The 20,445-nt window shown below is 66.5% G+C and carries 18 protein-coding genes; 9 read left to right on the top strand and 9 right to left on the bottom strand.

What is annotated here, in order from left to right; genetic code table 11:
- The first annotated feature begins 2 nt into the window (after positions 1–2).
- Both CDV49_RS06485 and CDV49_RS06480 read left to right on the top strand, forming a co-directional pair.
- Positions 3–3,038, top strand: coding sequence for a DNA translocase FtsK (locus CDV49_RS06485; protein WP_088214756.1), 3,036 nt, complete (start codon positions 3–5; stop codon positions 3,036–3,038).
- Between the two features lie 47 nt (positions 3,039–3,085).
- Complete coding sequence (locus tag CDV49_RS06480) at positions 3,086–3,688, top strand: LolA family protein (RefSeq protein WP_088214755.1); 603 nt, start codon at positions 3,086–3,088, stop codon at positions 3,686–3,688.
- A gap of 129 nt (positions 3,689–3,817) precedes the next feature.
- On the opposite strand, the gene CDV49_RS06475 is transcribed toward CDV49_RS06480, so the two are convergent.
- The gene (locus CDV49_RS06475) at positions 3,818–4,399 is read right to left on the bottom strand and encodes a transglycosylase SLT domain-containing protein (protein WP_088214754.1); all 582 of its coding nucleotides are present in this window, start codon (positions 4,397–4,399) and stop codon (positions 3,818–3,820) included.
- Positions 4,400–4,621: 222 nt separating this feature from the next.
- On the opposite strand from CDV49_RS06475, the gene hspQ reads away from it, so the two are divergent.
- Positions 4,622–4,948, top strand: coding sequence for a heat shock protein HspQ (gene hspQ / locus CDV49_RS06470; protein WP_035713104.1), 327 nt, complete (start codon positions 4,622–4,624; stop codon positions 4,946–4,948).
- A gap of 35 nt (positions 4,949–4,983) precedes the next feature.
- On the opposite strand, the gene zapE is transcribed toward hspQ, so the two are convergent.
- Together zapE and CDV49_RS06460 are read right to left on the bottom strand one after the other, a co-directional pair.
- The gene (gene zapE, locus CDV49_RS06465) at positions 4,984–6,078 is read right to left on the bottom strand and encodes a cell division protein ZapE (RefSeq protein ID WP_088214753.1); all 1,095 of its coding nucleotides are present in this window, start codon (positions 6,076–6,078) and stop codon (positions 4,984–4,986) included.
- A gap of 3 nt (positions 6,079–6,081) precedes the next feature.
- The gene (locus CDV49_RS06460) at positions 6,082–6,963 is read right to left on the bottom strand and encodes a hypothetical protein (protein WP_088214752.1); all 882 of its coding nucleotides are present in this window, start codon (positions 6,961–6,963) and stop codon (positions 6,082–6,084) included.
- A gap of 163 nt (positions 6,964–7,126) precedes the next feature.
- Here CDV49_RS06460 and CDV49_RS06455 point away from each other — a divergent pair, with 163 nt between their 5' ends.
- Positions 7,127–8,377, top strand: coding sequence for an MFS transporter (locus CDV49_RS06455; RefSeq protein ID WP_088214751.1), 1,251 nt, complete (start codon positions 7,127–7,129; stop codon positions 8,375–8,377).
- Here the strand turns inward: CDV49_RS06455 and CDV49_RS06450 are convergent.
- The 5 genes from CDV49_RS06450 to CDV49_RS06430 form a co-directional block, all read right to left on the bottom strand.
- Positions 8,374–9,297, bottom strand: coding sequence for an ornithine cyclodeaminase family protein (locus CDV49_RS06450; protein ID WP_088214750.1), 924 nt, complete (start codon positions 9,295–9,297; stop codon positions 8,374–8,376). The two genes, CDV49_RS06455 and CDV49_RS06450, sit on opposite strands and share 4 nt — an antisense overlap.
- Positions 9,294–9,935 carry an HAD family hydrolase gene (locus CDV49_RS06445; protein WP_088214749.1) on the bottom strand — a complete coding sequence of 214 codons (642 nt, stop codon included), beginning with the start codon at positions 9,933–9,935 and terminating at the stop codon, positions 9,294–9,296. The genes CDV49_RS06450 and CDV49_RS06445 overlap by 4 nt, the downstream gene beginning before the upstream one ends.
- Positions 9,932–10,390, bottom strand: coding sequence for a YaiI/YqxD family protein (locus tag CDV49_RS06440; protein ID WP_088214748.1), 459 nt, complete (start codon positions 10,388–10,390; stop codon positions 9,932–9,934). Before CDV49_RS06440 ends, CDV49_RS06445 begins: the two co-directional genes overlap by 4 nt.
- Complete coding sequence (locus CDV49_RS06435; RefSeq protein ID WP_088214747.1) at positions 10,387–11,316, bottom strand: AEC family transporter; 930 nt, start codon at positions 11,314–11,316, stop codon at positions 10,387–10,389. Before CDV49_RS06435 ends, CDV49_RS06440 begins: the two co-directional genes overlap by 4 nt.
- Before the next feature lie 587 nt (positions 11,317–11,903).
- Positions 11,904–12,380 (bottom strand): c-type cytochrome, encoded by a 477-nt coding sequence (locus tag CDV49_RS06430; RefSeq protein WP_179209134.1) that lies wholly within the window; start codon positions 12,378–12,380, stop codon positions 11,904–11,906.
- A 120-nt stretch (positions 12,381–12,500) separates the two neighbouring features.
- Between CDV49_RS06430 and CDV49_RS06425 the strand changes: the two genes are divergently transcribed.
- From CDV49_RS06425 to CDV49_RS06405, 5 genes are all read left to right on the top strand, one after another.
- Complete coding sequence (locus tag CDV49_RS06425) at positions 12,501–13,376, top strand: MurR/RpiR family transcriptional regulator (RefSeq protein WP_088214745.1); 876 nt, start codon at positions 12,501–12,503, stop codon at positions 13,374–13,376.
- Between the two features lies 1 nt (position 13,377).
- The gene (locus CDV49_RS06420) at positions 13,378–14,733 is read left to right on the top strand and encodes an aspartate aminotransferase family protein (RefSeq protein WP_088214744.1); all 1,356 of its coding nucleotides are present in this window, start codon (positions 13,378–13,380) and stop codon (positions 14,731–14,733) included.
- Entirely contained in the window at positions 14,730–15,542 is an 813-nt protein-coding gene (locus CDV49_RS06415; protein WP_088214743.1) for a 3-keto-5-aminohexanoate cleavage protein, read from the top strand. The genes CDV49_RS06420 and CDV49_RS06415 overlap by 4 nt, the downstream gene beginning before the upstream one ends.
- A 48-nt stretch (positions 15,543–15,590) precedes the next feature.
- Entirely contained in the window at positions 15,591–16,562 is a 972-nt protein-coding gene (locus CDV49_RS06410) for a TAXI family TRAP transporter solute-binding subunit (protein WP_088214742.1), read from the top strand.
- A gap of 100 nt (positions 16,563–16,662) precedes the next feature.
- The gene (locus tag CDV49_RS06405) at positions 16,663–19,266 is read left to right on the top strand and encodes a TRAP transporter permease (RefSeq protein WP_088214741.1); all 2,604 of its coding nucleotides are present in this window, start codon (positions 16,663–16,665) and stop codon (positions 19,264–19,266) included.
- A gap of 48 nt (positions 19,267–19,314) precedes the next feature.
- Here CDV49_RS06405 and CDV49_RS06400 read toward each other — a convergent pair whose 3' ends face one another.
- Positions 19,315–20,439, bottom strand: coding sequence for an acyl-CoA dehydrogenase family protein (locus CDV49_RS06400; protein WP_088214740.1), 1,125 nt, complete (start codon positions 20,437–20,439; stop codon positions 19,315–19,317).
- Positions 20,440–20,445 lie beyond the last annotated feature (6 nt).

Raw genomic sequence — 20,445 nt, 5'->3', positions numbered from 1 at the left:
GGATGGCTTCCTATCAGATGAGACAACGCGACCCGCTGTTCGACTCCTCCACGCAGGCGGCGCTCGAACGGCGCGGCAAGGAGCTGATCGGCGTGCTGCTGGTCTTGGTCGGGGTGCTGATCGGCATGATGATCGGCTCCTACCATGCCGACGATCCGAGCTGGATGTCCGCCACCGACGAACCTGCGCAGAACCTGCTGGGCCGGACGGGGGCCTCCATCGCCTCGCCGCTGATCGTGATCGCGGGCTATGGGGCATGGGCGCTGTCCATCGCCTTCGTGGTCTGGGGTCTGCGGTTCATCACCCACCGGGGGGAGGATCGGGCGCTGAACCGTTCGGTCTTCGTGCCGATCTCGGCGGCGCTGGTGTCGGTCTATGCCTCCACGCTGGTGCCCTCGCACGACTGGGGCCATTCCTTCGGTCTGGGCGGGCTGTTCGGCGATACGATCCTTGGTGCGCTTCTGGGCGTGGCCCCGCTGAGCGCGGGCTTCGGGCTGAAGATGATGTCGCTGCTGAGCTTCATCGCCGCAGTGGCCTTCGGGCTTTACGTGCTGGGCTTCGACCGCGCGGAGCTGCGGGGGCTGTCGCGGTTTCTCGCCCGCGGGCTGGTCACCGGCTACGACCGGCTGATGAACGGGGCGGGCCGGGGCGCGAACGGAGCATTCCGTGTGGCGCAGTCCGCCGCCCAGTCCGCCGTGCAGACGGCCGCCGAGAAGCGGCGGGAGAAGCGGGAGGCGGCGCTCGCCGCTCCGGCAGGCCGCGTGACACGGCAGGCGGAGCCGCAGGACGCCTGGTCCGCTCCCCAGCCGATGGTTGCCGCCGCCACGCTCCGAGCCGAGCCGCGCTATGAGGAGGAGCCCCCGCCACGAGAGCGGCCCGGCCTCCTCGCCCGCGCCTTCGTCAAGCGCGCGCCGGAGCCCGAACCGGAACCCGAACTCGTGGAGCCGCTGCTCTCCCGCCATCTGCCGGAAGATCTGCCCGACAGCGACCGCGTCCGGGCCCGTATCACCAGCGTCGTCCGCGCAAGGGCAAGCCGCAGCGGCAGCCCCCGGCTGGAGCCGCCGATCGTGGCCGGCGCGCGCTCCGAGCCGCCGCTTGTGCGCGCCCGCCGGCCCATGCCGCTGATCGCCAACACCCGTCCCCGGCCTCCCCTGCCCCCCGTTGCCGCACCCGTTCCGGCAGGCGCGCCGGAGTTGGACGAGCAGCTGCCCCTCGACCTTGCCGACGACTTCGACGATCTGGAGATGTTCGAGGATGTGATGCCGGAGCCGGTCATGGCCCCGGCGCCCCCCCTTCCCGCCGCGTCGCGCCGTCCCGATCCGCTCGAGATCGCCGACGAGGACGAGATGGAGGATGAGGACGCCACACGCAACATCTTCGCGCTGGACGATGACCGTGCCCCGCGAGAGGCGCCGGACGCCCGGCGGATCAAGGTGCAGCACGGCTCGCGCCGGACGGCGCAGACCGCGCCCCAACCCGCAGCACAGGCCGCGACAGCACCACGCCGCCCGCCGGTGCCGAGCTACCCCGACTACGAACATCCGCCGCTGGCGCTGCTGATGGACCCCGCGGAGATCTCCCGCCATGTCCTGCCGGACGAGGCGCTGGAGGAGAATGCGCGTACGCTGGAATCCGTTCTCGACGACTACGGGGTGAAGGGGGAGATCGTCTCCGTCCGTCCCGGCCCCGTCGTGACGATGTATGAGCTTGAACCGGCGCCGGGGCTGAAGGCCTCCCGGGTGATCGGGCTGGCAGACGACATCGCGCGGTCCATGTCGGCGCTTTCGGCCCGCGTCTCCACCGTGCCGGGCCGCTCGGTGATCGGGATCGAACTGCCGAACGAGAAGCGGGAGAAGGTCGTTCTGCGGGAAATCCTGACCTCCCGCGATTTCGGCGATACCGCGATGCGGCTGCCACTGGCGCTCGGCAAGGATATCGGCGGCGCGGCCGTCGTCGCCAACCTTGCCAAGATGCCCCACCTGCTCATCGCGGGGACGACCGGCTCCGGCAAGTCGGTCGCGATCAACACGATGATCCTGTCGCTTCTCTACCGGCTATCGCCCGAGGAATGCCGCCTCATCATGATCGACCCGAAGATGCTGGAACTGTCCGTCTATGACGGCATCCCGCATCTGCTCTCCCCGGTCGTCACCGATCCGAAGAAGGCGGTCGTCGCCCTCAAATGGGTCGTGGGCGAGATGGAGGAACGCTACCGCAAGATGTCCAAGATGGGCGTGCGCAACATCGAGGGCTACAACGGCCGCGTCCACGAGGCGCAGGCCAAGGGAGAGATGTTCAAGCGCACCGTCCAGACCGGCTTCGACGAGGAAACCGGCGATCCCGTCTTCGAAACGGAGGAGATCGAGCCCCGGACCATCCCGTTCATCGTCGTGATCGTCGATGAGATGGCCGACCTCATGATGGTCGCCGGCAAGGAGATCGAGGCCTGTATCCAGCGGCTGGCGCAGATGGCGCGGGCTTCGGGCATCCACCTCATCATGGCGACGCAGCGCCCCTCCGTGGACGTCATCACGGGCACGATCAAGGCGAACTTCCCCACCCGGATTTCCTTCCAGGTGACCTCGAAGATCGACAGCCGCACCATCCTCGGCGAACAGGGGGCGGAGCAGCTGCTGGGCCAGGGCGACATGCTCTACATGGCGGGCGGCTCCAAGATCACCCGCGTCCACGGGCCCTTCGTCTCCGACGAGGAGGTGGAGGAGATCGTGAACCATCTGAAGTCCTTCGGACCGCCCGAATACATGTCGGGCGTGGTCGAGGGGCCGGATGACGAACGCGCCGACGACATCGATGCGGTTCTGGGTCTCGGCGGCAATACCGATGGCGAGGACTCGCTCTACGATCAGGCGGTTGCCATCGTGGCGAAGGACCGCAAGTGCTCCACCTCCTACATCCAGCGCAAGCTCGGCATCGGCTACAACAAGGCCGCGAAGCTGGTGGAGCAGATGGAGGATGAGGGCGTCGTCTCCCCCGCGAACCACGTCGGCAAGCGCGAGGTGCTGGTCCCGGAGCCGTGATCGCGCGTGGGGATGGCAGAGCGCGCGGGATGCGATAGATACGCGATATGAAGATCTTCTCCCGCGTTGTCGCCGTCATCCTCGTGCTCCTCATGGCCCTGCCCGCCTTTGCGCAGGAGGTGCCGCTGTCGGAGCTGTCGCGTTACCTGAACGGGCTGCGCACGGCGGAAGCGCCGTTCACGCAGATCAATGCCGATGGCTCCCGTGCCGAGGGCACCGTCTATATCCGCCGTCCGGGGCGGATGCGGTTCGAATACAATGCGCCGGTTCGCAACCTCGTCATGGCGGGCGGCGGACAGGTGGCGATCTTCGACGCGAAGTCGAACTCCGGCCCGCAGCAGTATCCGCTGAGCAAGACGCCGCTGAACCTGATCCTCGCCCCCACTGTCGATCTCGGGCAGGCGCGGATGGTCGTGGGGCACGGAACGCAGGGCAGCGATACCTATGTGATCGCGCAGGATCCGAAGAACCCGCAATACGGGCAGATACGGCTGGTGTTTTCTTCCAATCCCATCGCGCTGAAGCAGTGGGTCATCACCGACGAGGCAGGCACCCAGACGACGACACAGCTCGGCCCGCTGAAACTCGGGGAGAACTACCCGCCGTCGTTCTTCAACATCCCCCTGGAAACGGCAAAACGGCAGCGTTGAACCTCCCGGTGCTTCACTAACGGATGCGCCGGGAACGAGCCGCTTTCTCGGGCCGGATATATCCCGGCGGGAAATCCGGCGCCCCCTCTGCAGCGTCGCCGGTTTTCCGAACTCCAATAGCGGCGGGCGTCAGATCTTGCGGCAGGAGACCAGCTGGGCGCGGTATTTCTCCGACCGTGCCGACATGCTGTTCGCAACCGACATGAGCCACGGCTTGCCCCTGTAGGTCTGCCGCGCATAGCCGCCCCGCCCCTCATGATAGGCGAGATACTGGTTGTAGATGTCGTACACAGGAATACCGAGGGCCTGACGCGTCTGGTTCATGTACCAGCCCATGAAATCCGTCGCATCGTGAATGTCCCTGCGGTCGGCCCCGCGGTTCCGCGTTTCGCGCTTGTATTCCTCCCAGGTGTCATCGAGCGCCTGCGCATAGCCGTAGGCGGAGGACTGGCGGCCCATCGGAATGATGCCGAGCGTGTAGCGGAACGGCGTCTTGGCATCGCCGATGAACTTGCTCTCCTGGTGAATCACCGCCATCTGGACATAGACCGGGACGCCCCAGCGCGCCTCCGTCCGGCGCATGGCCGAGAGATATTTCGGCCGTTCGCGCACGATGGCGCAGGCATCGTCGAGATTCTTCGGGGCCGAATATTTGCCGCCGCCGCATGCCGCCAACAGCAACAACACCGATAGCCGGAGGTATCTGCCCATCTGCCCCTCGTGTTCTGTCTTATTGTTTTCCAAGGTTATACGCGAAAGGGCGCGCCAGAGAAATGCCGCTGTCGTCCGATTTGCGATCAGATCCGCGAGAGCAGGCGCCTTTGACCCTTGTAAAACGTTCATCAGACACCGCTGCGAGACAGATTGTGCCCGGCGAGATCATGGACTTTTCGACCGGCAAATCGTAACAATGATTAAAAAGAGGCCCCGCTCATGATCAAGTCAGAGGCGAAGTATCATCTCGGACAGGTCCTGCGCCACCGGAAGCATCCCTTCCGGGGGGTGGTTTTCGACGTGGATCCGGAATTCAACAATACCGAGGAATGGTATGCCTCCATACCGGAGGACAGCCGTCCCTCGCGTGAGCAGCCGTTCTATCATCTGCTGGCCGAGAACGACCGGAGCTACTACGTGGCCTATGTCTCGGAACAGAACCTGCTGCCCGACGAAACCGGGGAACCGGTGGAGCATCCCGACCTGACCGACCTTTTCGGCGAATTCGAGGGCGGTCGCTATTCGCTGCATTTCCGGCTGAACTGATCCCGCCCGGAGCTGGGGAAGGTCGTCGGACGGGTCTAGGACGGAGCCGTGGCCCCCGCCCAATCGGCGCCCTGCATCTCGCGCAAGCGGCTGGCGGTGCGCTCGAACTCGAATGCCCCCTCCCCCTCCTGATACAGATGCTCGGGGATGTCGGCGGCGGAGCAGATGAACCGCAACCGCGCCTCATAGACGGCGTCGATCAGCGTGACGAACCGTTTCGCCTCGTTGAAGTTGGACCGGGAGAGCCGCGGAATTTCCTCAAGGATGAGCACCCGCGCGGCCCCTGTCAGCGCAAGGTAATCCGCCGGGCCGAGCGGCTTGGCGCAGAGATCCCAGAACCGCGCCCGCGCGACGCCGTTGTGGAAGGCGGGGATCTCCACCTCCCGCCCGTTGACCTTCAGGAACATCGGGCGCTTCGGCGCATGACCGGTCAGGTCGTTCCATATCCCTTCGATCGCCGCCGCGGCAGCGGCATTGGCGGGCGAGAAATAGACCGGCGCACCGGAAAGCCGGTGCTGGCGGTAATCCGTCTCGCTCTCGATCTCATGGACGGCCAGCCGCTCCTTCAGGAGCGCGATGAACGGCAGGAAAAGCTGACGGTTCAGGCCGTCCTTGTAAAGATCGTCCGGCGCGCGGTTGGAAGTGGTCACCACCACCACCCCCGCATCGAAGAGCTTCTGGAACAGCCGCCCCACGATCATCGCATCGGCGATGTCGGTGATCTGCATCTCGTCAAAGCAGAGCAGCCTGAGTTCGGTCGCGATCTTCTCCGCCACCGGCAGGATCGCATCCTGCACCCCCTGCGCCCGAGCCTCGTTCAGCCCCGCCTGCACTTCCTGCATGAAGGCGTGGAAGTGGACGCGGCGCTTCTCCGGGATATCGACGGACTCCATGAACAGGTCCATCAGCATCGACTTGCCCCGCCCTACCCCGCCCCAAAGGTAAAGGCCGGGGATCGGCTCCGGCGGCTTGCGGGTCAGCCGGGCGAGAAAGCCCTTCGGCTTGGGCGGCTGCGTCTCCAGCGCCGTGCGGATCGTCTCCAGCAGCGGCAGGGTGGATCGCTGCCCCGCATCGGCGCGCAACGTGCCTTCGGCGACCTTGCGGTCGTAGATTTCGCTCAATGTGGCCATGGGTCAGGTCCGTCCGAGTGTCGCGCGGCAATGGTCGAGGATGCGGCTCCAGGCAGGCCCCATCGCGGCAGTGCTCCAGATGAGCTTGCGGCCCTTCCTGTCGGTCAGTTCGGCGCCCTCCGGCATGTCGATCAGGACCTCCGGCTTGATGTCCTCACCGTTGAGCGTGATCGCAGCCTGTCGGGCGCGGCGCGCCGCCACCCAGGGCAGCTTGGCGCGAAGCAGGATCGGCCAGCGCCACGGGAACATGAACTCCCACGTGAACTTGACCGCATAATCCCTTGGAAGGGCAGACATATGAGGCTGCGCACACCAGCTGATGAACCGCTCGTCGGCGATCATCGGGCGGAAGTCGCCGTGATTGGGAAACCGCGCATCCAGCTCCCGGAAACGTTGCGCGATATAATGCCCCTCCGCCGGGTGCCAGACCACGACGGAAGAGTTTCCCCGCGCGTAGTGCTTCCCCTTCGACAGCCGATAGACGAGCCGTCCCAACGCGCCGAAGGGAATGATCGCGCTTTGCAGCATCAGCACGGATTGCCGGTCCCGCATGAAACCGATGCCCCGCGACATGTCGCCCGTGATCACGGTGTCCAGATCGACATAGGTGGCCGGCAGATCGACCGGGACCACCCCCTCCTCGAACATTGCCAGCTTGGCCTGACAGCCGGAGCGGCGGAAGCGTTCACGCAGGAAGAACTCCGGGAATGGACGCAGCATCACGGCGGGGTCCAGCCCCGGCTTCGGCAGTTCGGTGATGAGGACGAAACGCGGCACGCTCGCCGCCTGCCTGCGGATTTCCCCGACCAGATGGTTCAGAACTTCCACGGGATAGCGCGTGCCCCAGCAGACCATGACGCACTGCCATGTCTCCGCACCGGCCATGTTCATCCTCCTGAAAGATCGCGCGCGACCCTATCCGCTGCCCGCAAGGGACACAACCACCCCTCCGCCGCGCATCCTTCGCATTCCGTGATGCTTCCATCACAAATCATCAATTGACGGCTGGGTGCCTGCCGCGCAAAACCTGTGGGCGAGGAGACCTCCCATGACGAACACCCTGAGCCGCGACCGCCTGTTCACCCCGATACTCATCGGCGGGTGCATCATCATCTTGATCAACTTCGCGATCCGCGCCTCCTTCGGGGTGTTCCAGATTCCGGTGGCGGAGGAGTTCGGCTGGCCGCGCTCCTACTTCTCGCTCGCCATCGCCATCCAGAACCTCGCCTGGGGGATCGGGCAGCCGGTGTTCGGCGCGATCGCGGAACGCTGGGGCGACAAGCGGGCGATCATCATCGGGGCGCTGTTCTATGCGGCGGGCCTGGTGCTCACTGCCTGGGCCTCGACGCCCGGCATGGTCCAGTTGTTGGAAGTGCTGGTGGGCTTCGGTATCGCGGGCACGGGGTTTGGCGTGATCCTCGCGGTCGTCGGGCGGTCCGCGTCCGATGACAACCGGTCCCTCGCGCTCGGCGTGGTGACCGCGGCGGGATCGGCGGGCCAGATCATCGGCGCGCCCATCGCCGAGCTGCTGCTCGCGCAGTTCCCGTGGCAGACCGTGTTCATCATTTTCGCCGGCGCCATCCTTTGCGCGCTGTTCGCCCTGCCGCTTATCCGCGCGCCGGAGCGGGCGAGCACCGAGGTGGACGAACCCCTGGGGCGTGTCCTCGCCCGTGCTGTGAAGGACCCGTCATATATCCTTATCTTCCTTGGGTTTTTCTCCTGCGGCTATCAGCTTGGCTTCATTACCGCTCACTTCCCGGCCTTCGTGACGGAACTGTGCGCCCCGATCAGCGCGGGAAGCTGGCTCTCCTCCATCGGCATCACCTCCACTTCGGCGCTCGGGGCGCTGGCGATCGCGGTCATCGGGCTGATGAACGTGGGCGGCACCATCCTCGCGGGGATGCTGGGCAAGACCTATTCCAAGAAATACCTGCTCGCGGGGATCTACCTCGCCCGGACGGTCGTTTCGGCGGCCTTCATCATGGCGCCCGTGACGCCGGGTTCGGTACTGCTGTTCTCGGCGGCGATGGGTTCGCTCTGGCTTGCCACCGTTCCGCTGACCTCCGGCCTTGTCGCGCAGATCTTCGGGCTGCGCTACATGGGGACGCTGTATGGGCTGGTGTTCTTCAGCCACCAGCTCGGCAGCTTCATGGGCGTCTGGCTGGGAGGCGCGCTCTACGACATGTATGGCAACTACACGCTGGTCTGGTGGATCGGTGTGGGGATCGGCGCGTTCTCGGCACTCGTCCACCTGCCGGTGAACGAGCGTCCCTACGCCATGCGCGGCGCGACGGCCTAGCCGTTCCGCGCGCGCCAGGCGTCGAGGATGTATCGGCTTGTCATCAGGTCCAGATGCGCCCCGCCGCCGTTCTTGCAGAGCGTGATCTCCTCCGCGCTCTCCCGCCGGAAATCCCCCCGGTCGATGTCGTAGAAATCGGCGATCACGTCATCCTCGGTGATGACACCCGCCGCGATGGGCTTCATCAGTTCTCCGATATGGTGAAGGGTCGTGGCGCGCGCGTTGACGAAGATGCTGGCGCGCCGCATCGCCTCGTCATCCACCTCCCGCATGTCGGGACGGTAGGCCCCGATCAGGTCGAGATGCGTTCCCGGCTGGATCCAGCGCCCCTCGATCACCGGCTCGGAAGACATGGTGCAGGTCGCGATGATGTCGGCGGTGCTGGCGGCCTGCTCCAGATCGCTCACCGCCCGCACGCCGGGATACCGGAGCGCCAGCGCCTCCGCGGCATCCTGCTTGCGCGCCCAGACGCGGAAGCTCGCCTCCGGGAAGGCGGCCGAGTAGGCCTCTATCATCGAGGCCGCGACCGCCCCCGCCCCGACGATGAGGATATGCCTGCTGTCGGGCCGCGCCAGCAACCGCGCGGCCAGCAGGCTGTCCCCCGCCGTCTTCCACTTGGTCACCAAATGGAAATCGACGAGCGCCAGCGGGTAGCCGGTCACATCGTCGAACAGCGTGACGACCCCGTTGACGAGCGGCCTGCCCGCCCGCCGGTTCTCCGGCACGATGGTTGCGGATTTCACCGCGACGCCCAGCCCGTCGATCCAGGCGGAGCGGGAGAGGAGGGTATCGTCCTCGCGGTAGAGAAACGTATCGCCGATGCCCGAGAGCGGCAGCAGATGCCCCTGCTTCAACGCCTCCGTCAGGGCGATCCAGTCCAGATGGGCCTCCGCCTCCGGGCCGATGATCTCAATGGTCATGGCTGTGCCTCCTCCTCCGTCAGCAACCCCTCGCGGACAAGCCGCCGCGCCCAGCCCTCCGGCCCGTCGAAATGGTGTGTCCGCCATCCCCGCGCGCTGGCTGCCGCGATATTGTCGATCCGGTCATCGGTGAAGAGAAGGTCACCGGGCGCAACGCCGCTGTCCTGCTCCAGAATCGCGTAGATCTGCGGGTCGGGCTTGATGACCTTCAGCTCACCGGAGACATAGCGCCGGTCGAACTCATCGAGAAACGGATAGGCTTTGCGGGCAAGGGCGAATGTCTCCACCCCGAAGTTGGTCAGTGCAAAGACCGGGATCCCCTTCCGTCTGAGCGCCCGCAGCAGATGCACCGACCCCGGTATCTCCGGCCGCGCGATATCGAGCCAGCGGTCATGCCAGAGGCGGATCTGCGCGCCCCAGGCGGGGTGACGGTCGGCGGTGGCATAGACAGCATCCTGAAAGCTCTCGCCCCGGTCTATGCCGTCGTTCATCGCGTGCAGGTCGATCTCCGCGAACATCCGCGCCCGGTCCGCGGCGGGCATGACGCCATCGAAGAAGCGCTCGGGCTGCCATTCGATCAACACGTTGCCGATGTCGAAGACAACGGCCTTCGGGAGGGATGCGGCGGCTGCGGTCATGGGGCTTCCTTCATCGCGGCGCGAAGCTCCCGCTCCAGCGCATCCAGAAAACGGGATCGGTCGGCCTTGGCGAAGGGGCGCCCGCCACCTTGCAGGAAGGGGTCGGCGGAACGGATATCCGCCATCAGGTTCCGCTGGGCCAGCACCGGGCCGATATTGGCTTCAGTCAGCACGGATCCCTCAGGCCGCACAACACGCGCGCCGCGCTCGATCACCCGCGCGGCAAGCGGGATGTCATTCGTCACCACGACATCGCCGCGCGCCGCCCGCTCGGCGATCCAGTCGTCGGCCACGTCCGGCCCCGCGGGGACGAAGATCATCTCCACCAGCGGGTTCGGCGAGGGGCGAAGCCCGCCGTTCGAGACCATGAACAGCCGCAACGCGTGGCGCGTCGCGACCCGCTCGGCCTCCGCCTTGACCGGGCAGGCATCCGCATCGACATAGATCGCCGTCATGGCATGAGCACCCGCGCGATGATGAGCGGGAGCGTGATCACACTCGCCGCCGTGGAGAACAGGATGGCCGTCGAAACGCGCAGCGGCGCCACGCCGTAGTGCTGGGCCAGCATATAGACATTGCCGGCAACCGGCAGCGCGGCCGTCGCCACCATCAGCCCCGCCGCGAAGGGATCGACCGGCAGCAGCCAGAACGCCACCACCGCGCAGGCAAGCGGATGCAGCAGCAGTTTCACCGCCGACAGCCAGGCCGCGACCGCAGGCCGCTCCGCATTCCGCCCCGCGAGCGAGGCTCCGATGGCAAACAGCGCGCAAGGCGTTGCCGCCGCGCCCAGGAGCGTCACGAATTCCTTTACCGGGGCCGGCAGCGGAACGCCCGAGGCCGACCACAGCACCCCCGCCACCATCGACACGATCATCGGGTTGCCGATGAGCCCGCGCGCAAGCGAGGGGAAGATGTGCAGGTCGAACCGCCTGTCCCGCCACAGCGTCATGATGACCGTGATGAGCGTGGAGAACACGACAAGGTCGATGAGCAGCATGATGAGAATCGGGGCCGCGGCCTTCGGGCCGAGCAGCGTCACGAACATCGGCAGGCCGAAGAAGCCGGTATTTCCCACCACCCCGCACTGCGCCTCCACCGCCGCTTCCGCCACCGTGCAACCGCGAAGAAGTGCGACCGCTCCCGTCAGCGCATAGACGGCAAGGCTCGCGCCGGCGTAGGCCGCGATGAAGACCGGCTCATGCAGTGCGGAGAGCGGCAGCGAGGCTGCGAAGCCGAACAGCATCGCCGAAAGCGGCAGGAAGAACACGAATCGCGTGAGCCACGCCGTTGCTTCCGGGGAGCAGAAACCCCGCCGCGCCGCGATCCAGCCAAGGCCGATCAGCGCGAAAAAGGGCAAGGTCTTGAGAAACACCGGAAGCATCGGTTTCGCCTAGCACGGTCCAGGGTGCCGGACCAGCGCCCCGCGCATCCCCGCGCCATGCTGTGTCGGCAGGAGCGCGATGGTCGCCCGATATTCAGGCCGGGAGGCGGCCTGGCATGCGCCGGAAGAGCGGTGCTCTATGCGCCTGCCCCGACGGCGGGGGCAGGTCGGGGCGATCTTCAAGCTCCGGCAAGCGCTCCAACAAGGGGAAGTTTGCAAGCGTCCGAGGGATGCAGCCGCGGAGTTGATCTTGCCAGGCGATCGCCCGCCCGCGATCATGGCTCCCCCTCCATGGCCATGCCCGCGCTTCCCGGGCACGCGGACTGTCTCGGTTCTTCGCATTCCAACGCTGACAGCTATGCCCGCCGCACCCGCGCCGGCCCCAACCGACCAGTGAAGGCCGAAATCGTGTCGATCGCCGCGCCTGCCCCCGGCCACACGTATCGTATCGGATCGGCCCGACCACACGCACCGGATCGAGGGTGAATCAACCTCCCCCGACAACCGCCGCGCGGGCCAGGTGTGACCCAGGACCCGGAGCAGGAATTCTCAGGTCCCTGCTTCCGGGCTGCGCGTTAAGCAGTCGGTCAGTCGTCCATGCGGTAGTTGTCATGGCAGCTCTTGCACGCACCGGCCATGGGCCGGAACCCGACAGCGAGCGTCTCGGCAGAAGTTGCGTCGATGGCTTTGGCGGCAGAGGCGAGCTTGTCGGCATGGGCGACGAAATCGTCCCATCTCTCCCAGATGACCGGAAGCGCTTCGGAGGCAGGGTCGCTCTCTCTGGGCCTGAACAGCGTGTGGATACGCCCGGCATCGGTGGCGATGGTCCCTGCTGCGGCATGGGCCGCATGGCTGTCGAACGGGGCCTTCTGCTGAACCATGTCGGCGATGGATTTCAGGTTCCGACCAATATCCTTCATCAACGCCATCCGCTCCCGCACCGCGGGGTTGGTCGCCTCGCCCTCCGCATGGACGGGGCCGGACAGGGTGCCGAGGCAGAGAAGTCCGAGGGCAAGAAACAGGCCGGCGGCGCGCGCCGGCCGAGGGGTAGCTACCGTCTTCACGTGGCTGTCTCCTCCAGATTGTCTACAAAGCTTAACACGGAAGAACCGGTTGAACAGCCTCTTGGCCGGTGGGTTTTTCGTTGACACGAATGTTTCGTGCATGAAACAAGTGTTTCACACATGACCGTCAGCACCCTGCATCAACAAATCGACGCGCTCTATCCGGGCCTTTCTCCAAAGGCACAGGAGGCGGCGAGATATATCCGCGAGCACCCGGCGGAGATCGCGCTGCACGGCCTTCGCTCGGCGGCGCGCAAGGCGGGCACGTCTCCCGCGTCGGTGCTGCGGCTGCTCCAGACGCTGGGTTTTGGAAGCTGGGCGGAGTTTCAGGCACTGCATCAGCACTGGCTGACGGAGGACCGGTCAGCGGTGTTCTCCCGGCGGGCGGGCGATGTGGTCGCGCACCGGCGCGGGTCGGAGAGCGGTCTTCTGCTGCGGCTGGCCGAGGCGGAGACGGCAAACGCGGCCTCCGGTCTGGCGGAGGCGCAGCACCCCGCCCTTGCCAAGGCGGCGGACAGGTTGGCGGCGGCGGGCGAGATCGGGATCCTCGGGCTGCGAAGCTGTCACTCCGTCGCGTACGGGCTGGCCTACGGCCTGTCGCTCTTTCGCCCCGGCGTGCGGCTCATCGGCGCCACGGGCGGGATGATGCTGGACGAGATCGACGCCTTATCCCATGGGGCGACGCTCGTTGCCATCTCCATCGCGCCCTACAGCCGTGAGACGGTGGAAGCGACGCGCCACGGGCGCAGCCACGGGATGGGGGTCATTGCCGTCACCGATGCGCCCTTCGGCCCGCTCTCCCGACTGTCGGACATCACGCTGACCGCGACGACCGATCTTCCGGCGCATCTGGCCTCCGTCACCGGACTTGTCGCGCTCTGCGAGGGGCTGACGAGCCTTGTTCTCACCCGTTCGAGAGAGGCGGGGCTGGCAGCCCTGCGTCTGCGCGAATCCCGCCTTTCCCAACGCTCCGCCTACCTGCCCTCTGAGGATTGACATGGCCAAGGATCTGACCGCCAACCAAACGCGCATCCTGCATCGCGACCCCGCCCGGACCCTGCCGGTGGCGATCGGGGGCGACGGACCCTATGTGATCGACAGCACCGGCCGGCGGTATCTGGATGCCTCGGGCGGCGCTGCCGTTTCCTGCCTCGGGCACAGCGACCGGCGGGTGATCGAGGCCATCAAGACGCAACTCGACCGGCTGCCCTATGCCCATTCCAGTTTCTTCACCACCGAACCCGCGGAAGCGCTGGCCGATCACCTGATCTCCCGCGCGCCGGAAGGGTTGGAGCATGTCTATTTCATCTCCGGCGGTTCGGAGGCCAATGAGACGGCGCTGAAACTTGCCCGCCAGTATTTCTGGGAGAAGGGGGAGACGCAGCGGCGGCATTTCATCGCCCGCCAGCAAAGCTATCACGGCAACACGATCGCTGCGCTTTCCATCGGCGGCAATCCGGGACGCCGCGCGGTCTATGAGCCGATCCTGCTGCCCGCGAGCCATATCGAACCCTGCTTCGACTACCATTACCGCCGCGAGGGCGAGAGCATGGAGGACTATGCCCTCCGCGCCGCCGACGCGCTCGAGGCCGAGATCCTGCGGCTGGGGCCGGAGACCGTGATCGGCTTCGTGGCAGAGACGGTGGTGGGCGCGACAGCCGGTGCCGTGACCGCTGCACCCGGCTATTTCAGGCGCATCCGGGAGATCTGCGACCGCTACGGCGTGCTGCTGATTCTGGACGAGGTCATGTCGGGCATGGGCCGGACCGGACGCCTTTTTGCCTGTGAGGACGAGGGCGTCTTGCCGGACCTGCTTACCTGCGCAAAGGGGCTGGGCGCCGGTTATCAGCCGATCGGGGCATGTCTGATGTCGCGCGAGATCCACGACGCGATCACCGGCGGGTCGGGCGTGTTCCACCACGGTTTCACCTATATCGGTCATGCCACCGCCTGCGCCGGCGCACTGGCGGTTCAGCACGTAATCGAGGAGGACGGCCTTCTTGCCCGCTGCCGGGATGCGGGAGCGGCGTTGCGCGCCGCGCTGGCCGACCGGCTGGGCGGAAACGCCCATGTGGGCGACATCCGCGGGCGCGGCCTGTTCATCGGCGTGGAACTGGTGCAGGACCGGGCCACGAAGGAGAGCTTCGATCCTGCGCTGAAGCTTCATAGCCGCATCCGCGCCGCCGCGATGGCGGAGGGGCTGATGGTCTATCCGGGCGGCGGCACGGTAGAAGGCACACACGGGGACCACGTTCTGCTGGCCCCTCCCTTCATCATCGGCAGCGATGAGATCGCCCTGATCGCGGAGCGGCTGGGCGATGCCATCGATACCTCGCTGAAGGCCGTCGCGTGACGCGGCCCTTTGCGATAGCGGTCGCCCCGAACGGCGCGCGACGGACGAAGGCGGACCATCCCGCCCTGCCGATGACGGCCGCGGAACTCGCCGGGACGGCGGAGTCGGCGCTTGCGGCAGGTGCAGCGATGATCCACCTGCATGTGCGCGGGGCGGACGGCGGCCATGTGCTCGACGCGGGCCTTTACCGCGAGGCGGAGGCGGCGATCCGCGCCGTCACCGGTGACGCTCTGGTGGTGCAGGTCACGACGGAGGCCGTCGGTCGCTACACGCCCGCCGAGCAGATCTCGCTTGTCGATGCGCTTCGGCCGGAATCCGTGTCGCTGGCGCTTCGCGAGATCATGCCGGAGGGCGGGGAATCCGCTGGCGCCGCCCTGTTCGAGCGGATGGAGGAATGGGGCACGCTCCACCAGATCATTCTCTACGATGCGGCCGATGTCGCGCGGCTGGAAACATTGCAGAGGCGCGGCCTGCTGCCGGAAGGACCGCTGGCGATCCTGCCCGTCATGGGCCGCTATTCCGGTACCGGGGCGGAGCGGGCGGAGCTTGACGCCTATCTGGCCGCCGGCATCGCCCGCCATGCCTTCATGCTCTGCGCCTTCGGCCCGCAGGAAGCGGCCTTCATAGCGGCGGGTGCGGCGCATGGCGGCCATGCGCGCGTGGGCTTCGAGAACAACCTCCACCTGCCCGACGGCAGCCTTGCCCCCGACAACGCCGCCATCGTCGCGGCCACCGCCAGACAGACCATGCGCCCGCGCGCGACGGCGGAGGATCTCCGACGGCTGTGGCGGACGCCCGCGAACGGCTGACAATCATCAACCGGCACCCGGAACGGGGCCAGACAGGGAGAACGACCCATGAAACTCGACAGGATGCTTGGCTGCGGCCTTGCCTTCGCACTTGCCTCCACCGTGACGCCTGCCTTTGCGCAGCAGCAGTTCGTCACCATCGGCACCGGCGGCGTGACCGGGGTGTATTACGCGGCGGGCGGTGCGATCTGCCGGTTGCTGAACAAGGATCGCGCGACGCACGGCCTGCGCTGCTCCGTCGAATCCACCGGCGGCTCGGCCTATAATGCCAATGCGATCAAGCAGGGCGAGATCGACTTCGGCATGGCCCAGTCCGACGTGCAATACAATGCCTACAAGGGCGAGGGTGCCTTCAAGGACGGCGGCGCGAACGACAATCTCCGCGCGGTCTTTTCCCTCCATCCCGAGCCTTTCACCGTGCTGGCTCGCCCCGATGCCGGCGTGACCACGTTCGAGGATTTCAAGGGCAAGCGGTTCAACGTCGGCAATCCCGGTTCGGGAACGCGCGCCTCCATGGAGATCCTGCTGGACGCGCTCGGCTGGACGACGGCCGATTTCGCGCTGGCCTCCGAGCTGAAGGCCGATGAGCATGGTGCGGCGCTCTGCGACGGCAAGATCGACGGCTTCTTCTACGGCGTCGGCCACCCGTCGGCCAACATCCAGGATCCGACGACCACCTGCGGCGCAAAGCTCGTGGCGCTGACCGGTCCGGCGGTGGACAAGCTCATGGAAACCTACCCCTACTACGGGGCCGCGACGATCCCGGGCGGGCTTTACAACAACAACCCGGAACCGACGGAAACCTTCGGCGTGCTGGCGACGCTGGTCACCTCCGCCGATGAGCCGGACGAGCACGTCTATCAGATCGTGAAGGCGGTCTTCGACAACTTCGACGAGTTCAAGGCCCTCCACCCCGCCTTTGCGACGCTGGATCCGGAAACGATGGTCACGAACGGCCTCTCCGCCCCGCTGCATCCGGGGGCCGAGAAGTTCTACCGGGAGAAGGGCTGGCTGAACTGAGGCCGGACGCGGCCCGCGAAACGCCCCATCATACGGCCCGGAAGCAATTCCGGGCCATTCCCATCCAGACCGCGCCACCCCGGCGCGAAAGGGTCAGGACATGAAAACCTCTCCTACCTCTCCCGGCCACGCGCCGAGCGACGCGACACAGGCCGAGCTCGACCAACTCGTCGCCGATATCGATACGGGCGGGCGGAGTCCGGCCGGCCTCACCGCGCGCGTGCTTACGGTGACGGCGGTCTGCTGGTCGCTGTTCCAGCTCTGGTATGCATCGCCCCTGCCCTTCATGCTGGGCTTCGGCGTGCTGAACGACACCGAGGCGCGGGCGATCCATCTGGGCTTCGCGATCTTCCTCGCCTATCTTGCCTATCCGGCGCTCAAATCCTCCCCCCGGAACCGGATCCCGCCGCAGGACTGGCTGTTCGCGCTGATTGGGGCCTTCTGCGCCTCCTATCTTTTCTGGTTCTACGGGGCGCTCGCCCAGCGGCCGGGCCAGCCGACGACGCTTGATCTGGTGAGCGGCATCGTGGGCTTCGTGCTGCTTCTGGAGGCGACGCGCCGGGCGCTCGGCCTGCCCATGGTCATCGTGGCGCTGGTGTTCGTGGGCTACAGCTTCGGCGGGCAATACATGCCCGAAGCGATCATGCACCGCGGCGCTTCTCTGGCGAAGTTCGTGAACCACCAATGGCTGACGACGGAGGGCGTATTCGGCATCGCGCTCGGCGTCTCCACAAGCTTCGTGTTCCTGTTCGTCCTGTTCGGCACGCTGTTGGAGAAGGCGGGCGCGGGCAACTGGATGATGAACATCTCCATTGCGCTGCTCGGCCATCTGCGCGGCGGTCCGGCCAAGGTGGCCGTCGTCTCCTCCGCGCTGAACGGGGTAGTGTCGGGCTCCTCCGTCTCCAACGTGGTCTCGGGTGGTATCTTCACCATTCCGCTGATGAAGCGGACGGGGCTGTCCGGGGTGAAGGCGGGCGCGATCGAGGCCTCCGCCTCCATCAACGGGCAGATCATGCCGCCGGTGATGGGCGCCGCCGCCTTCCTGATGGTGGAATATGTGGGAATCCCCTATTCCCAGATCATCCGCCACGCGGCGCTGCCCGCGATCTTCTCCTACCTCTCGCTGCTCTACATCGTGCATCTCGAAGCGATCAAGATCGGCGCGCGCCCCATCCCCTCGGCCCCCATGCCCGCCCGTCACCGGCTGCTGCGATTCGGACTGGGCATTTCCGGCTTCATCGCGGTGCTCTGCCTCTTGTCCTGGGGCATCGGGCTGATCCAGACGCTCGCCGGTCCGGGGGCGGGCTGGGGGCTCGCCCTCGCGGGGGGCGCGCTCTACATCGCCGCCGTCGCCTTCTCGGCGCAGTATGAAGACCTTTCGGTGGACGATCCGAACGCGCCCATCCTGCAACTGCCGCTGGCATGGGAGGTGACGCGGACGGGGCTGGATTTCCTCATCCCCATCGTCGTGCTCCTGTGGTGCCTGATGGTGGAGATGATGTCGCCGGGGCTTTCGGCCTTCTGGGCCACGCTGACCATCATCGTGATAGTGGCGACGCGAAAGGCGCTGCTCGCCGTCTTCCGCAAGCAGGATGTGGGCGCGGGCCTCCGGAGCGGCCTCATCGACCTGTGGGACGGCCTGGCGCTCGGCGCGCGGAACATGATCGGCATTGCGGTGGCCACGGCGACGGCAGGCATCGTGGTGGGCACGGTGACGCTGACGGGCCTCGGCCTCATGATGACGGAGTTCGTGGAGTTCATCTCCGGCGGCAATGTCATCATCATGCTGCTGATGGTCGCGGTCATCAGCTTGATCCTCGGCATGGGGATTCCGACGACCGCGAACTATATCCTCGTGTCCTCCCTCATGGCCCCGGTGGTGGTGAGCCTCGCCTCGCAGGCCGGGCTGTCGATCCCGCTGATCGCCGTGCATCTCTTCGTGTTCTACTTCGGCATCATGGCGGATATCACGCCGCCCGTCGGGCTTGCCGGCTTTGCCGCGGCGGCGATTTCACGCGAGGATCCGATCAAGACGAGCTTTCAGGGCGCTCTCTATTCCCTCCGCACGGCGATCCTGCCCTTCGTCTTCATCTTCAACCCGGCGATGCTGCTGCTCGATGTGCATTCATGGCCGGAGACGCTCTGGCTCTGCGCCATGTCGCTGGCGGCGATCCTGCTGTTCGCGGCCGCCACGATGAACTGGTTCGTCACGAAAAGCCGTCTGTGGGAGAGCGCGGTCCTGCTGCTCATCTGCTTTACGCTGTTCCGGCCGGACTGGTGGCTCAACCGGGTCTCCTCTCCCTATGAGCAGCGCCCCGCGGCGGAGTTCATGCAGCTGCTGGACGCGGCGCCAGAAGGCACCCGCTTCCAGTTCCGCGTCGAAGGCATGGACCTGATGGGCGATGACGTGGCCAAGACGGTGAACCTGCGCGTCGGGCCCGGACCTGCCGCAGAGCGGCTGCGGGACAACGGGCTGATGCTCATGCCGTTGGGCGACAGGCTGACGGTGGGGCCGGTCACCTTCGGCTCCTACGCCGCGCGCATGGGGATCGAGCCGGGGTTCGAGGTGACGGTGGTGCTGCAGCGCGCCGACCAGCCGTCGCACCTGTGGCCGACCGGGCTTGCGCTGCTGGCGACGGCCGGCATCGCCGCGCTGCAATGGCGGCGGCGGGAGCGGGAACGGGAGGCGCCCCTCCCCGCGTGATGCCTGCGCTTTATCCGGGGGAAGGTCCGCTCCTCGGAGCGGGCCTTTTCACTGGTCGAGTTGCCGGGAGATGATGATCTTCTGGATGTCGGAGGTGCCCTCATAGATCTGGCACACGCGCACATCGCGATAGATGCGCTCCAGCGGGAAATCCTGCATGTAGCCGTAGCCGCCAAAGGTCTGGAGCGCGCCCGACACCACCCCTTCCGCTGTCTCCGACGCGAAGAGCTTGGCCATCGCCGCCTCGTTCAGGCAGGGAAGGCCTGCATCCTTCATCCGCGCCGCCAGCAACACAAGTTGCCGCGCGGCCTCCAGCTTCGTGCGCAACTCCGCCAACCGGAACGCCACGGCCTGATGCTCGATCAGCCGCTTGCCCATGGAGGTCCGCTCCCGCGCATAGGCCACGGCCGCGTCAAAGGCCGCCTGCGCCATCCCGACCGACTGGGAGGCGATGCCGATGCGCCCGGCCTCAAGGCTGGACAGCGCGATGCGATAGCCCTCCCCCTCTCCGCCGATACGGTATTCCTCCGGGATCTCCAGATCCGTAAAACGGAGGGAGCAGGTGTCGGAGCAGCGCTGACCCAGTTTCTCCTCCACCTTCGCCACTTCGTAACCGGGGGCGGAGGTGGGTGTCAGAAAGGCGGTGATCCCTTTCCGCGTGCCGTCCAGCGTGGCGAACAGGATACACCAACCGCCGATCCGGCCGGAGGTGATGAATTCCTTGCCGCCGTTGATGACATAGCGGTCACCGCGTTTCTCCGCCCTCGTGCGGATCGCGGCGGCATCGGAGCCGGCATTGGCTTCGGTCAGGGCGAAGGCGCCGATGAACTCTCCCTTTGCCGCGGGGCGGAGCACCTGCTCCTTCTGAAAATCGCTGCCGAAGCGGGTGAGGATCGCGTTGAAGGGTGCATTGTGCACCGACATGATGGTCGAGATCGCACCATCCGCCGCCGCGATCTCCATCAGCGCCAGCGCATAGCTGACGTAATCGGCCCCGACACCGTCCCATTCCTCCGGCACCGTCATGCCGAGGAACCCGAGCTCCGCCATGTCGGAAAAGATGGACGGATCGACGGTCTTGCTCCTGTCCCGCGCGGCTGCACCGGGCGCGAGGACATCCTGCGCAAAGGCGCGGGCCGTGTCGCGGATCAGGGTCTGCTCTTCATTGTACATCTGTGA

Origin of the sequence: Haematobacter genomosp. 1 (assembly GCF_002196855.1) — a bacterium.
Classification (GTDB): domain Bacteria; phylum Pseudomonadota; class Alphaproteobacteria; order Rhodobacterales; family Rhodobacteraceae; genus Haematobacter.
Note: the sequence above shows the minus strand (reverse complement) of the source record. Positions and strands in the feature narration are given on the sequence as shown.

What these genes read in the sequence shown, in the direction of transcription:
- CDV49_RS06485 (WP_088214756.1), top strand. Translation starts at nt 3, where the DNA reads ATGGCTTCCTATCAGATGAGACAACGCGACCCGCTGTTCGACTCCTCC.
- CDV49_RS06440 (WP_088214748.1), bottom strand. Translation starts at nt 10,390, where the DNA reads ATGACGGCGATCTATGTCGATGCGGATGCCTGCCCGGTCAAGGCGGAG.
- hspQ (WP_035713104.1), top strand. Translation starts at nt 4,622, where the DNA reads ATGATCAAGTCAGAGGCGAAGTATCATCTCGGACAGGTCCTGCGCCAC.
- zapE (WP_088214753.1), bottom strand. Translation starts at nt 6,078, where the DNA reads ATGGCCACATTGAGCGAAATCTACGACCGCAAGGTCGCCGAAGGCACG.
- CDV49_RS06420 (WP_088214744.1), top strand. Translation starts at nt 13,378, where the DNA reads ATGGCCAAGGATCTGACCGCCAACCAAACGCGCATCCTGCATCGCGAC.
- CDV49_RS06425 (WP_088214745.1), top strand. Translation starts at nt 12,501, where the DNA reads ATGACCGTCAGCACCCTGCATCAACAAATCGACGCGCTCTATCCGGGC.
- CDV49_RS06460 (WP_088214752.1), bottom strand. Translation starts at nt 6,963, where the DNA reads ATGGCCGGTGCGGAGACATGGCAGTGCGTCATGGTCTGCTGGGGCACG.
- CDV49_RS06445 (WP_088214749.1), bottom strand. Translation starts at nt 9,935, where the DNA reads ATGACCGCAGCCGCCGCATCCCTCCCGAAGGCCGTTGTCTTCGACATC.
- CDV49_RS06475 (WP_088214754.1), bottom strand. Translation starts at nt 4,399, where the DNA reads ATGGGCAGATACCTCCGGCTATCGGTGTTGTTGCTGTTGGCGGCATGC.
- CDV49_RS06455 (WP_088214751.1), top strand. Translation starts at nt 7,127, where the DNA reads ATGACGAACACCCTGAGCCGCGACCGCCTGTTCACCCCGATACTCATC.
- CDV49_RS06405 (WP_088214741.1), top strand. Translation starts at nt 16,663, where the DNA reads ATGAAAACCTCTCCTACCTCTCCCGGCCACGCGCCGAGCGACGCGACA.
- CDV49_RS06400 (WP_088214740.1), bottom strand. Translation starts at nt 20,439, where the DNA reads ATGTACAATGAAGAGCAGACCCTGATCCGCGACACGGCCCGCGCCTTT.
- CDV49_RS06435 (WP_088214747.1), bottom strand. Translation starts at nt 11,316, where the DNA reads ATGCTTCCGGTGTTTCTCAAGACCTTGCCCTTTTTCGCGCTGATCGGC.
- CDV49_RS06480 (WP_088214755.1), top strand. Translation starts at nt 3,086, where the DNA reads ATGAAGATCTTCTCCCGCGTTGTCGCCGTCATCCTCGTGCTCCTCATG.
- CDV49_RS06410 (WP_088214742.1), top strand. Translation starts at nt 15,591, where the DNA reads ATGAAACTCGACAGGATGCTTGGCTGCGGCCTTGCCTTCGCACTTGCC.
- CDV49_RS06450 (WP_088214750.1), bottom strand. Translation starts at nt 9,297, where the DNA reads ATGACCATTGAGATCATCGGCCCGGAGGCGGAGGCCCATCTGGACTGG.